The 12,250-nt window shown below is 68.7% G+C and carries 15 protein-coding genes; 5 read left to right on the top strand and 10 right to left on the bottom strand.

Annotated elements, in window-relative coordinates; all coding sequences use genetic code 11:
• Positions 1-74: 74 nt before the first annotated feature.
• Genes DEJ11_RS04280 through DEJ11_RS18120 form a run of 3 tightly spaced genes read left to right on the top strand, consistent with a single transcriptional unit; the run spans position 75 to position 919 of the window.
• Positions 75-539 (top strand): helix-turn-helix domain-containing protein, encoded by a 465-nt coding sequence (locus tag DEJ11_RS04280; RefSeq protein WP_111103176.1) that lies wholly within the window; start codon positions 75-77, stop codon positions 537-539.
• On the top strand, positions 539-709 hold the full coding sequence (locus DEJ11_RS04275) for a hypothetical protein (protein WP_284176684.1): 171 nt from the start codon (positions 539-541) through the stop codon (positions 707-709). Before DEJ11_RS04280 ends, DEJ11_RS04275 begins: the two co-directional genes overlap by 1 nt.
• 15 nt (positions 710-724) lie before the next feature.
• Positions 725-919, top strand: a complete 195-nt coding sequence (locus DEJ11_RS18120) for a HepT-like ribonuclease domain-containing protein (protein ID WP_111103208.1) — start codon at positions 725-727, stop codon at positions 917-919.
• Positions 920-955: 36 nt separating this feature from the next.
• Here DEJ11_RS18120 and DEJ11_RS04270 read toward each other — a convergent pair whose 3' ends face one another.
• The 4 genes from DEJ11_RS04270 to DEJ11_RS04255 form a co-directional block, all read right to left on the bottom strand.
• Positions 956-1,345, bottom strand: coding sequence for a DUF2510 domain-containing protein (locus tag DEJ11_RS04270; protein WP_111103177.1), 390 nt, complete (start codon positions 1,343-1,345; stop codon positions 956-958).
• A 125-nt stretch (positions 1,346-1,470) separates the two neighbouring features.
• Entirely contained in the window at positions 1,471-2,709 is a 1,239-nt protein-coding gene (locus tag DEJ11_RS04265; protein WP_181440800.1) for a hypothetical protein, read from the bottom strand.
• 116 nt (positions 2,710-2,825) lie between these two features.
• Positions 2,826-3,899, bottom strand: a complete 1,074-nt coding sequence (ychF, locus tag DEJ11_RS04260) for a redox-regulated ATPase YchF (RefSeq protein ID WP_111033284.1) — start codon at positions 3,897-3,899, stop codon at positions 2,826-2,828.
• 59 nt (positions 3,900-3,958) lie between these two features.
• Positions 3,959-4,528, bottom strand: a complete 570-nt coding sequence (locus tag DEJ11_RS04255; protein WP_111103178.1) for a hypothetical protein — start codon at positions 4,526-4,528, stop codon at positions 3,959-3,961.
• 74 nt (positions 4,529-4,602) lie between these two features.
• On the opposite strand from DEJ11_RS04255, the gene DEJ11_RS04250 reads away from it, so the two are divergent.
• Together DEJ11_RS04250 and DEJ11_RS04245 are read left to right on the top strand one after the other, a co-directional pair.
• On the top strand, positions 4,603-5,238 hold the full coding sequence (locus DEJ11_RS04250; RefSeq protein ID WP_051596555.1) for an exonuclease domain-containing protein: 636 nt from the start codon (positions 4,603-4,605) through the stop codon (positions 5,236-5,238).
• 156 nt (positions 5,239-5,394) lie between these two features.
• Positions 5,395-6,153 carry a GntR family transcriptional regulator gene (locus DEJ11_RS04245; RefSeq protein ID WP_071405736.1) on the top strand — a complete coding sequence of 253 codons (759 nt, stop codon included), beginning with the start codon at positions 5,395-5,397 and terminating at the stop codon, positions 6,151-6,153.
• Between the two features lie 143 nt (positions 6,154-6,296).
• Here the strand turns inward: DEJ11_RS04245 and DEJ11_RS04240 are convergent, their stop codons facing one another.
• The 6 genes from DEJ11_RS04240 to DEJ11_RS04215 all read right to left on the bottom strand — a co-directional run bounded on the left by DEJ11_RS04240 (position 6,297) and on the right by DEJ11_RS04215 (position 12,243).
• The gene (locus DEJ11_RS04240) at positions 6,297-6,704 is read right to left on the bottom strand and encodes a tautomerase family protein (RefSeq protein WP_071405737.1); all 408 of its coding nucleotides are present in this window, start codon (positions 6,702-6,704) and stop codon (positions 6,297-6,299) included.
• 61 nt (positions 6,705-6,765) lie between these two features.
• The gene (locus DEJ11_RS04235; RefSeq protein ID WP_111103180.1) at positions 6,766-7,959 is read right to left on the bottom strand and encodes a Gfo/Idh/MocA family protein; all 1,194 of its coding nucleotides are present in this window, start codon (positions 7,957-7,959) and stop codon (positions 6,766-6,768) included.
• 218 nt (positions 7,960-8,177) lie between these two features.
• Positions 8,178-9,290, bottom strand: coding sequence for a transaldolase family protein (locus DEJ11_RS04230; RefSeq protein ID WP_111029577.1), 1,113 nt, complete (start codon positions 9,288-9,290; stop codon positions 8,178-8,180).
• Complete coding sequence (locus DEJ11_RS04225; protein ID WP_111046291.1) at positions 9,287-10,156, bottom strand: sugar phosphate isomerase/epimerase family protein; 870 nt, start codon at positions 10,154-10,156, stop codon at positions 9,287-9,289. The genes DEJ11_RS04230 and DEJ11_RS04225 overlap by 4 nt, the downstream gene beginning before the upstream one ends.
• Positions 10,157-10,159: 3 nt before the next feature.
• Positions 10,160-11,245 (bottom strand): Gfo/Idh/MocA family protein, encoded by a 1,086-nt coding sequence (locus DEJ11_RS04220; RefSeq protein WP_111046290.1) that lies wholly within the window; start codon positions 11,243-11,245, stop codon positions 10,160-10,162.
• 44 nt (positions 11,246-11,289) lie between these two features.
• Complete coding sequence (locus DEJ11_RS04215; RefSeq protein ID WP_111103181.1) at positions 11,290-12,243, bottom strand: sugar phosphate isomerase/epimerase family protein; 954 nt, start codon at positions 12,241-12,243, stop codon at positions 11,290-11,292.
• Positions 12,244-12,250 lie beyond the last annotated feature (7 nt).

The raw sequence follows: 12,250 nt of genomic DNA, 5'->3' as shown, positions 1-12,250 counted from the left end.
CCGCCGAGTCCGCTCGGCGGCGCTTCGTCGTTCCCGGTGCTCGTCTATAGTCGAGAGCTATAGGGGAGGTCGCCATGCGGATCGAACGTGCTGCGGAGTTGATCCGCGCCGCCCGCGAAGACCTCGGCCTCTCGCAGACCGGTCTCGCTGCCGCCGCCGGCATGCAGCAGCCCACCATCTCGGCGTACGAGAGCGGACGGAAGCGGCCGCGACCGGAGTCGCTCCGGCGGATCCTCGAAGCGGCGCACACCCGCCCGAGCATCCCGCTCGCCGTCTACGCCGACGCGATCCTCGACGAGGCGAAGCGCTTCCACCTCGACGACGTCCGCGTCTTCGGCTCCGCGGTGCGCGGGCAGGACACCGAACACAGTGACATCGACCTGCTGGTCCACCTGACCCCCGCGGCATCGCTGTTCGATCTCGGTGGGTTCGCGCACGAGGTCGAGCGCATCACCGGTTTCGAGGTCGACGTCCTCACCGACGACCTCGAGGACGACGAGCACTTCGCCCACGTCCTCGACGAAGCCGTGCCGCTGTGATGCCGGCTCCCCGGTTCACGCCTCGGCCCCGCAACGACCGTGACCCTGCTGCCCTCGAGGAGCGGTGGCCGTCGATGCAGGCCAGCTTCCTCGAACTGCTCGCCGAGTGTTCCATGATCGTCGAGCACGGGCGGAGCGAGTTCGACGCAGCCCGCAGTCTCACCTACTGAGCAGCCGAAGCGGTCATCATCCACTTCGACGACCTGCTCGCTCGCATCCCCCCGGACCGGGAGGCACGACTTCCGTCGGACCTGTCAATCGCGGCGGTCCGGAAGACCCGCAACATCCTGTCCCACGACTACCGGAGGGCGCGGAAGGAGATCGTCTGGGACGCGATCGAGCACCGCATCCCCGCGGTGATCCTGGCGCTCGTCGGCTGACCCCACCGGACGTCCCGACGACTCGGACCGCTCGCCTCAATTCAGGCGCTCGAAGACCATCGTGGCCTGCACCCGGTCGCCGCCGCCGAAACCCGTGCTCCCCGAGGAAGCCGTCGTGATCGTGTGCAGCCGGTACCCGAGCGCAGCCTGCGCGTTGATCGCCTTCTCGAGCTCGGTGAGGTTGCCCGAACCCGTCCCGAAGAACTTTTCCTTGAGCACCACCTGCAGCACGACGTAGCTCATGCCGTTCTGTGCCGGACGCGGCTGACCACCCGAAGCGGCTTCGGCCTGGATCCGGCCGATCACTCCACCGACACCCGACACCGCGGGGGCCTGCTGCTGCACCTGCTCCGTCCACGCGCAACCGTCCCACCACCGCATGGTGCCGGAGCCGTCGTCGTACCACCCTGCCTGTGCATTGGTCATGCGCTCATCCTGGCGCACCGCCCACGGCGAGGTCAGTTGTTGAAGCGGAACTCCACCGCATTGCGTGCAAGATTGGCATCTGCGAACGCCTCCCCACCATTGTGCAGGCAGCGGCTTGGTTCGATCTACGCGTCGCCTCCCCCAGCTCGCCCGGAGTGCGGCAAATGAGCCCAGAAGTCCGGCGAAAAGATGCTGAGCGGGTTTTCCACCTCGGCTCCTTCCGCCAACGTCGCCCTCACCTGAGCCGATATCTGCGCCCGCAACGTATCCAGCTGAGGAACGAGGGTGAAAATGTCCGTTGTGTCGACCACGACGGTCCGTACCTGACCGATGTCGAACGGGAGGCGATCGGCCGCACGACTGATCTGCACGATCGGCTTGCGAACCGCATGCCGCAGCGCGAGCTCATAGAAGACATTCGGATTATGAAATGACAAGTCGGCGATGACGAGCTTGCTGTGGACGATGTAGTCGATGATCTGGCGCGTAATCATCCCCGCATCTCCGATGAGGTCGGCGCGCACAACCTGCAGCCCGAATTCCTTGAGGGCGGGCTCGACCAAGGAACCCATGAATAGGTCAGCGTGTTTGCGATCCTCGCTTTCCTCGCTGCCGATGGGCGTGATGTAGAAGCAGATCTGCTCGAAATCGCCTTCGGCTGATTTCGAGGCAACAGTCGATGGAGAGTTAGCCGACAGCGGAACCGGCGGGATGGAGATGCCGCGGTCACCGCCCCTGCCTATGGCCTTCGGCAGGAAATCGTCCACAAGTGCGTCCAGCGTGACGAGCCGCTCGGCCCCAGACAAAGTGCGAAGCACTCCGACGAACTTTGCATTGACCGTAAATGTCTCGATGCACTCCGTTAGGTCGGCGTCAGGTATCCCGAAATCCTTGGCCTGGTCAATGAGGACCGCCTGCAGCGGGAGCCGGTTCCCCAGGTTCGACTCGTACAAGCGCTTGAACACCTCAACGCCATCAATGCCGGCTTGAAACCTGGCCCGCGTCCTAGCCGCAAGAGTGTCGGTCTCGTCCACGGCCTTTCGCCCAAGGACGGTCAGTGCCAGCGTCTCAGCGTTGTAGTTCCCGGTTGTGAGGCCGTACTTGCTGCTGTTGGTGATCCACTGCCGAGTGGTGCCACTGGACGGGCTTCGTCCAAGCTGGTCCAACAACGTCAATCGACGTATGGACCCCGCTGGGGCGGCTTGGATAATTGCCTCGGCGAGACCCATGGCCTCCTCAAGGGTGCCGGCGGGGAACTTCGTCGTCCTGCGCGTCCGGCGTGTGGTGCCGCCTTCGGAAGGCGCGGCGTCTTCACCGGTCTCCTCTTGGTCCTCGGCGGGAGTTTCCCTGGTCACGTCTGTCATGTGTCACGTCTACCACGTGCCACAGACTGCGCCAACCCGCGCAGGACGCGCATGGCATGACCGTGATGCCGCTTCTATCGGTCAGCACGCCAGTGGAACCGCTCCAGATCGACGATCTAGTTGTTGAAGCGGAACTCCACCACGTCGCCGTCCTGCATGACGTAGTCCTTGCCCTCGATGCGGGCCTTGCCGGCGGCGCGGGCCTCGGCGATCGAGCCGGTCTCGACCAGGTCGTCGAACGAGATGACCTCGGCCTTGATGAAGCCCTTCTCGAAGTCGGTGTGGATGACGCCGGCAGCCTGGGGAGCCTTCCACCCCTTGCCGATCGTCCACGCTCGGGCTTCCTTCGGACCGGCCGTCAGGTACGTCTGCAGCCCGAGGGTGTCGAACCCGATGCGGGCGAGCTGGTCGAGGCCCGACTCGGTCTGCCCGGTCGACTCGAGCAGCTCGGCGGCGTCGGCAGGGTCGAGGTCGATGAGCTCCGACTCGACCTGGGCGTCGAGGAACACGGCCTGTGCCGGGGCGACGAGCGCGGCCAGTTCGGCCTTGCGGGACTCGTCGGTCAGGATCGCCTCGTCGACGTTGAAGACGAAGATGAAGGGCTTGGCGCTGAGCAGGCCGAGCTCGGCGATCGGCGACAGGTCGATCTTGGTCGCGGACAGCAGGGTGCCCTGCTCGAGCGCGGCACGGGCCTCGCGAGCGGTCTCGAGCACGGCCGGCTCGGCCTGCTTGAGCTTGAGCATCTTCTCGTACCGCGGGAGCGCCTTGTCGATGGTCTCCATGTCGGCGAGGATCAGCTCGGTGTTGATGACCTCGAGGTCGTCCTTCGGGGAGACCTTGTTCGCCACGTGCACGACGTCGTCGTCGGTGAAGCCGCGGACGACCTGTGCGATGGCGTCGGCTTCGCGGATGTTGGCGAGGAACTTGTTGCCCAGGCCTTCGCCCTCGCTCGCGCCCTTGACGATGCCCGCGATGTCGACGAACGACACCGGTGCCGGCACGGTCTTCTCCGAGTGGAAGAGCTCAGCGAGCTGGTCGAGCCGCGAGTCGGGCAGGTTCACCACCCCGACGTTCGGCTCGATCGTCGCGAACGGGTAGTTCGCGGCGAGGACCTGGTTCTTGGTCAGGGCGTTGAACAGGGTCGACTTGCCGACGTTCGGGAGACCGACGATTCCGATGGTGAGAGCCACGGAAGAAGAGCCTACCGGCGGCGGCCTGTCGGAGCCGACCCGGGCCTCCAGTCCGTCCGTCAGATCAGCGGACGCGACCCGCCCATCGGAGGCCGCAGAGCCGTGATGCGGCGCTCGACGACGTCGAAGACGTCGGCCTGCAGCCGCTGCGATCGCCGCCAGTCCCCCGGCACCTGCAGCGAGTGGTCGGCATGGTCGACGGTCTGGAGGCGCGCAGCCGTCCCCGAGACCCGCTCAGGCCGCCACATGGTGTCGTCTCCACCCCCGATCGCGACGTGCGCTTCGGTGGCAGCGGCGAGCGCTGCCGCGACGTCGTCGTGGGTGAGGACCGGCGTCAGCCAGACCCCGGGCACCTCGTGGCGGATCGCCCACGGCAGGGCGAAGCAGCCGAACGACTTCGCGACGACGAGGTCCGGTAGCCGGTCCCCCAGGGCGGCGGCGACAGCGGTCTCGACGAACCCGACCGGATCGGCACCGGCAGCGTCGTCGACGTGCCATCGAGGCGCGACGACCTCGCACCCCGACGCGAGAGCGATCTCGTTCGTCCACCAGAGCAGCGGCGCCTGTTGCCCGTAGCCGGCGCCGGCGAGCACCAGGACGAGCGGACGTCGGTCGGCCTCGTTCCCCATGCGCCGACAGTAGCCACACGCAACGCCGACGGGAACGGAGGGCGATGTCGGCACCCCGTGCGACGATCGGGACCGTGCCGTTGAACTTCACCGCGATCGACTTCGAGACCGCCAACAGCTCGCCCGCCAGCGCCTGCTCCGTCGGGCTCGTGAAGGTCCGCGCCGGCCGGGTCGTCGATCGGGCGTCGTGGTTCATCCGCCCGCCGTTCGGGCACGACGCGTTCCTGGAGTGGAACACGCGGATCCACGGCATCGTCGCCGAGGACGTCACGCACGCCAAGACGTGGGAGCAGCAGTACCCCGACCTGGTGGCCTTCGCCGAGGGTGACGTCCTGGTGGCGCACAACGCCCGCTTCGACATGGGCGTCATCGCCGGTGGCTGCTCTGCGACGGGCATCGACCTGGCCGAGCACCACTCGCTGTGCTCCCTGGCGGTGGCCCGCAAGACCTACACGCTCGACTCGTACCGTCTGCCGGTCGCCGCGATGGCCGCCGGGTTCGAGGGCTTCCAGCACCACGACGCCGCCGCCGACGCCGAGGCCTGCGCCGCGATCGTCGTGCACGCAGCCGGGCACCACGGGGTCGAGACGGTGGAGGCGCTCGGGGCGGTGACCCGGGTGACGATCGCCCCGGTCCGTGCGCGTGCCGAGAAGCCGAAGGCCGCGAACCAGCCGCGGCTGTCGAACCGGCCGATGGTGTTCGCCGACTGACGGTCTGCGCTGGCTGAGGGTCTGCGCTGTCTGACGGTGTTCGCCGACTGACGCAACGCCCGCTGCGCGCGGCCGGGGTGTCACATCCCCGGTGGTATTGTCACGACAATGCCGTCGGCACCGACGCCGGCATCTCCGCACGTGTGAAGGACCGCGATGACCAACGAAGGCCAGCTGCCGTCCGACCTGTTCATGGACCTGGACCGGTCGGGTCCCATGCCCCTCTACTTCCAGGTCGCCTCGCGCATCGAGGAGTCGATCCGCTCCGGCGCGATGCCGCCAGGGGCCCGGCTCGAGAACGAGATCGCCCTCGGTGAGCGTCTCGGTCTGTCGCGGCCGACGATCCGGCGCGCGATCCAGGACCTCGTCGACAAGGGTCTGCTGGTGCGCCGCCGCGGCATCGGGACCCAGGTCGTGCACGGGCCGGTGACCCGCAAGGTCGAGTTGACGAGCCTGTACGACGACCTGGCGCAGGGTGCGCAGGCTCCGGCGACGAAGCTCCTGCAGCGCAACGACGTCCCCGCGTCCGACGAGGTCGCCGCGGCGCTCAGCATCGAGCCCGGCACGACCGTCGCGCACATCCGGCGGGTGCGGTTCGCCGAGGACGTGCCGATGGCGATCCTCGAGAACTACCTGCCGCCGGAGTTCCTCGACCTGACCGACGAGGACCTGCAGGCGTACGGGCTGTACCAGCTGCTGCGCGGCCGCGGCGTGACGATGCGGGTGGCGAAGCAGCGGATCGGGGCCCGCGCGGTCACCGACGAAGAGGCCGGCCTGCTCGAGATCGAAGACGGCGACCCGGTGCTCACGATGAGCCGCACCGCGTACGACGCCTCGGGCCGTGCGGTCGAGTACGGCGTGCACTGCTACCGCCCCGACCGGTACTCGTTCGAGGTCACGCTCGTCGACAAGTAGGCCGCTCGTCGAGTGGTCACGACACGCTGTCGGTGATGCGCCAAGTGGTCACGAACTGTCGCCCGGACGCCCGGCAACCGACACTTCGTGACCACTCGGCGGAACTGAGCGGGGTGTCGTGACCGCCCCGCGACCGCACGGCCTCAACCGAGCGCGGGCACCCCGAGCTCACCGGTGACGTACTGGGCCCGTCCGAAGCCGAACGACCAGTCCTGCGGCCCGTTCTCGACGTAGCCGATGAAGACGTCCTCGGACGCGACACCGATCGCCGCGAGGGCGTCGTGGATCGCCCGGTACAGCGCCGCCTTCGCCTCGTCGGTCCGCCCGCGCTGCGTGAACACCTGGATGACGATGACGCCCTCGGTGCGCTCGAACCCCAGGCCGGCGTCCTCGGCGATGATCTGCTGCGCCGGGTGCTCGGTGATCACCTGGAACCGGTCACGCACCGGGATCCCGTACACGTCGACGATGGCCTGGTGGATGGCGTCGGCGATGCCACGGACGGCCTCCGGCGTGCGGCCGGTGGCGAGGTCGATACGGACGAGCGGCATGGTGCCTCCTGGTTGCTCGGACTTTGTCCTTACATACTAACAAGCGGACGCCGCCACGTGTCTAAAACCTCGGCGTCGGTGCCCCGTACGTCAGCGGCCCGTCGACACGAGCGACGTCGTGCCACGCGCCGTCGACCAGCGAGGCCTCCGCCGCCTCGACGATCGACGCCGCGGCCAGCCCGTCGGCGACCGAGGGTGCGAGCTGCTCCCCGCGCTGCACGCTCGCGATGAACTGCGCCGCCTCGATCGTCTTCAGGTCGTCGTAGCCCATCGCGGTCCCGGCGCCGGGCTGGAAGCGACCGAAGTCACCGTCCCCGGGAGCGACGTAGTGCGTCGCGTACCCGTCGACCTCTTGCCCGTCCAGGTACACCTCGAGCTCGTTGAGGCGCTGGAAGTCCCACCGGACCGAGCCGCGGGTGCCGTAGATCTCGAGCGTGTACTCGGCGTGCGGCCCGCGCATCACCCGACTCGAGTCCATCGTGCCGACCGCACCGTCCTCGAACCGGAACAGCAGCGCGGCGTAGTCCTCGTTCTCGACGGCACCGAGCTCGCCGGTGGCCGCCGCACTGCGGTCGACGATGCCGGCACCCGGGCGGGGACGCGACTCGATGAACGTCTCGGCGAGCGCACTGACGGAGGCGATCCGTCCAACCACGTACTGCGCCAGGTCGAGTCCGTGCGACAGCAGGTCGCCGAGCACACCCGATCCGGCACGCTCACGCTCGAAGCGCCAGGTCAGCGGTGCAGCAGGGTCGGACGAGTAGTCGGCGAGCAACGATCCGCGGACGTTCGTGATGCGCCCGAGCCGCCCGCTGCGGACGAGTTCACGGGCGCGCTCGATCGCCGGGGCGTGCCGGTAGTTGAACCCGACGCTCGTGATGACGCCGGCGTGCTGCACCGCCTGGTGGATGGAGCGCGAGTCGCTGGCGTACCGTCCCATCGGCTTCTCGATCCAGAACGGCTTGCCCGCCTCGGCCGCGGCGACGGCCATCTCGCGGTGCAGGAAGTTCGGCGAACAGATCGACACGACGTCGACCGCCGGGTCGGCGAGGACCTCGTGGTAGTCGGCGACGGCCCGCTCGTACCCGAGCCGCGTCACCGCCTGGTCGCGTGCCGCCTCGATCGGGTCGGCCGCGACGACGAGCCGCGGCTGGACGCCGAGCTCCGGGAAGTGGTCCGGCAACGCTCGGTAGGCACGCGAGTGCAACCGCCCCATCCAGCCGACCGAGATCAGCCCGACGCCGATGCTGTCCATGGAGAACTCCTTCGTTCAGGTGACGCGCATTGGAGCGCGACAACGAGCGTAGCCGATGCGGCGGACTTTGTCAGCACATGACGCAACCGCCTGGAGGCCCGGTGCCGGTCTCGGGGACCGGCACCGGGCCTCCAGGCTGGTGCGTCAGCGCGCGGGGCGCGACCCGTGGTTGCGACCGCGGATCGCACCGCGCATCAGACCGCGTCTTGGATCGCTTCTCAGATCGCGGGGACGATGATGTCGCGGACCAGGGCATCGAGCTTCGCGTCGGCGTCCAGGAACTGCCGGAGCGTCGTCACGGTCGCACCGAAGCGGTCGAACTCGTCGATCGTCATGCCGTCCACGTCGTAACCGCGGGCGAACTCCGGCGTCGCGGCCCGGAGCGCCTCGATGACGTGCACGGGGACCTCGTCGTCGATGGCGTGCGGACGGAACGGGAACGCGTTGTCGTTGATGTCCTTCGTCCACTGGAACGGCGGCGACACCACCAGGTCCCCGCCCTGGAACTCCGACCACTGCAGTGCGTTGCGGAACGCGGCGACCAGCACGCGCGACCGGAACCCACGCTCCTGGAAGACGCGGTAGGCGTTCTTCACCGCGGCGACACCGGCCCACTCGAGGATGCCCGGGTCCACCATCACGTGGTCGCGCTTGACGACGGTCTTCAGCCAGTCGTCGAAGCGGCCGGCCATCAGGGTGACGACATGACCGAACTCCTGCTCCGGCAGGCCCTCGGCAGCACGGCGGTCGAGGGCGCGCTCGATGGCCTCGCCCACGGCGACGACCTGCGGCACGGTGAAGGACACCGTGGCGTTGATCGAGACCCCGCGGTAGGCGGCTTCCTCGATCGCGGCGATGCCGACCTTGGTGGCGGGGATCTTCACGATGATGTTCGGCGCGAGCTGCGAGAACCGGACGGCCTGCTCGACGAGCGCGTCGGCATCACGGTGGAACCGGGGGTCCGTCTGCATGGACAGTCGACCGTTCCGGCCGCCGGACGCCTCGAACGCGGGCAGCAGCTGCGCCGCGGCGGCGATGGAGAGCTCCTCGACGGCCTTCCAGCCGATCCAGGACTCCCCCGCCGTCGGGTGCTCCTCGGCGATCTCGCGGATGCGCGGGACCCAGGTCTCCGGGTCCTGCTGGATGCAGGTGTACGCGATCACCGGGTTGCAGGTTGCACCGACGGCACCGTACTCGTGGATGGCGGTCGACAGTTCGCGCGGGTCGGCGGAGTCGTTCCACAGGGCGGTCGGGGTCTGTTCCGCGGCCTGCAGGGTGACGGGACGGGAGTCGGCGTCGGTGGACGCCTGCGTCTCGAGGGTGGTGGTCATCGGTGGAGTCCCTTCGTGATCGTGTCGAGCTGGAACCGCGACACCGCGTCGGCGTTCTCGTCCTCGGCGAAGACGCTCGAGACGGCGACGGTGTCCTCGCGCGCCGAGAAACCGACCCGGTCGAGTGCTGCCCAGAAGGCGTCGAAGTCGACGTCCGCCTGGCCGACCGGCAGGTGCTGGTGCACGCGGACCGGGTTGCCGGGCGGGTTCGTGATGTAGCGCAGGCCGTGCGAGCGACGGTGGTCGTACGCGTCGGCGACGTGGACCAGCTGCAGTGACTCACCGGCGGCGTCGATGATCTCGTCCATGTTGCCGCCGTAGTGGAACGTGTGGCAGGCGACGTACACGAAGCCGACGTGCTTCGAGTTCAGGCCGCGGATCACCCGGAGCGCCTCGAGCCCGTCCTCGACGAAGTCGTCGGGGTGCGGGTCGATGAGCACACGGATGCCGGCGTCCTCGATGATCGGCAGCAGTTCCTCCATCGACCGGTAGAACTGGTCCTCGGACTCCTCGGCACGCTCGGGGCGGCCGGAGAACTCCGTGTTGATGGTGTCCACGCCGAGGCGCTTCGTGATCTCGATGACCCGCTTCCACTTCCGCACCGCAGCCTGTCGGGCGTCCTCGTCCGGACCCGACCAGCGCAGCACCGGCAGCACGCTCGCCACCTGGACCCCGGCGTCACGGCAGGCCGCGGCGAACGCGTCGACGAGGTCGTCGTCGGCCTTGGGGTGCCGGTAGAAGGGGATGAAGTCCTTGTGCGGGGTGAGCTGCAGGTACTCGTAGCCGAGCTCCGCGACCTTGCGCGGGAACTCGAACAGCGACAGGTCGTGGTGGAACGGGGTCGGGTCGAGCGCGATCTTCGGCATCGATCAGGCCCCGGCGAGCGCGGCGGTTGCGTCGCTCGTCGCGTCGCTCGTCGCGCCGCTCGTCTCGTCGTAGAACGCCGGCTTGGTGACCGCGTACTCGACCACTTCGTGCGCGCCGGACTGCTGGGCCCGGACCGCGACCTCGGCGACGACGGAGGCGGTGTAGCCGTCCCAGGCACTCGGCCCGTCGATGCCGCCGGTCCGGGCCGCGTCGACCCAGCGCTGGACCTCTTCGTCGTAGGCGGCACCGAAGCGCTCCTTGAAGGACGGCGTGACGCCCTGCGAGGTCGCTCCGGCTGCGACGAGCGAGAGCGACGTGTCGCGGCCGATGTACGCGACACCGGACTCGAACACGGCGTCGGTGGTGACCTGGTAGCCGAACTGGGCGTTGACGTTGATCTCGACGATCGCCATCGTGCCGGACTCGGTGGTGAACAGGACGAACTGCGGCTCGGGCAGGTCGGCCGGCGCCAGGGAGTTCTTGCGCGGCTTCTTCACCTCGACGCTCGTGATCGCTTCACCGGTGAGGAACGGGATGATGTCGATCTCGTGGATCACCGAGTCGTGGATGAGCATCGACTCGCTGAAGTTCGGCGGCGTCGTCGGGTTGCGGTGCGCGTGGTGCAGGGCGAGCAGGGCGCCGTTCGCCCCCGACTCGCGCAGGGCCTTGAGCTCCTGGTACCCGGCGTCGAACCGGCGCATGAAGCCGACCTGGATGACGGGCCGGGCGGCGTGCTGCTGCTCGAGCTCGACGATGCGCAGCGAGTCCTCGGCGCTGGTCGTCAGCGGCTTCTCGCACAGGACGGTGAGTCCGCGCTCGAGCGCGGTCACCAGGATCGGCTCGTGCAGGAAACCGGGCGTCGCGATGATGACGGCGTCGATCTCGGTCTGCTCGAGCGCCTCGTCGAAGGACGCAGCGGTGATCGCGCCGGGCGCCAGGGCGGCTGCCGCAGCGGCACGGGCCTGGTCGGGCTCGACGACGGCGACGACGTCGGCGTTCGAGATCTTGGCGGTGATGCGGCGGACGTGGTCGGCGCCCATCATGCCGGCGCCGACGACGGCGACGCGGAGGTTCTGCGTGGTGGTCATGGTGGTGTTCTCCTGGGGGTTGTTGACGCTGCGTGGACGGCGCGTCAGGAGGCGCGGGCGGCCGAGGTCGAGCCGAAGATGTGCTGGAAGGTGCGCTCGGCGATCGGGCCGGGGGCGTCGACGGAGCAGCCGTACATGTCCTGCTCGACGATGCCGAAGACGTCCGGGTTGATCGCGGCGACGGCCTCGATGATCGGGGCGAGCTCCGGGGTGCCGTGCGGCGGCTCGGTCATGATGCCCTGCGACACGGCGGTGGCGAACGGCACGTCGTTCTTGAGCACGTCGAACAGCAGGTCGGTGTCGACCTGCTTGAGGTGCAGGTAGCCGATGCGCTCCGGGTGGGCGGCGATGAGCTTGAGGTTGTCGCCGCCGTAGTAGGCGAAGTGGCCGGTGTCGAGGCAGAGGTTGGTGTACTCGGGGTTCGTGACCTCGAGGAACCGCACGGTCTCCTTGTAGGTGCCGACGTGGCTGTCCGCGTGGGTGTGGAACTGCTGGTGGACGCCGTACTCCTCGAGCAGCGCCTTGCCGAGCTGGTCGTGTCCCTTGCCGAGTCGCTCCCACTTCTCGTCGGTGAGCGTGCGCGACTCGAGCACCTCTTCGGTGGCGTCCGAGCGCCACAGGTCGGGGATCGTCACCAGGTGCTCGGCGCCGAGCTTCGCTGCCAGACCGGCGACCGCGACGGCCTGGTCCCACGCGCGCTGGAACTGGTCCTCGCCCTTGTGGAACCCGGTGAAGACCGTGCCCGCCGACAGCTTGAGCCCGCGGGACTCGAGCTCGTCGGACAGCTGCGACGGGTCGGTCGGCAGGTACCCGTACGGGCCGAGCTCGATCCACTCGTACCCGGCGGCGGACGCCTCGTCGAGGAAGCGCTGCCACGGCACCTGCTTCGGGTCGTCCGGGAACCAGACGCCCCACGAGTCCGGGGCGGTGCCGATGCGGATCGAGGCGGGCGCCGCGTCGGTGGCGGGGCTGCCGATGGGGGTGGCGGTGTCGGTCATGACGTCG

Origin of the sequence: Curtobacterium sp. MCLR17_058, from assembly GCF_003234705.2 — a bacterium.
Taxonomy (GTDB): domain Bacteria; phylum Actinomycetota; class Actinomycetes; order Actinomycetales; family Microbacteriaceae; genus Curtobacterium; species Curtobacterium flaccumfaciens.
The sequence above is the reverse complement of the archived record's forward strand: the minus strand, read 5'-3'. Positions and strand labels throughout refer to the sequence as shown.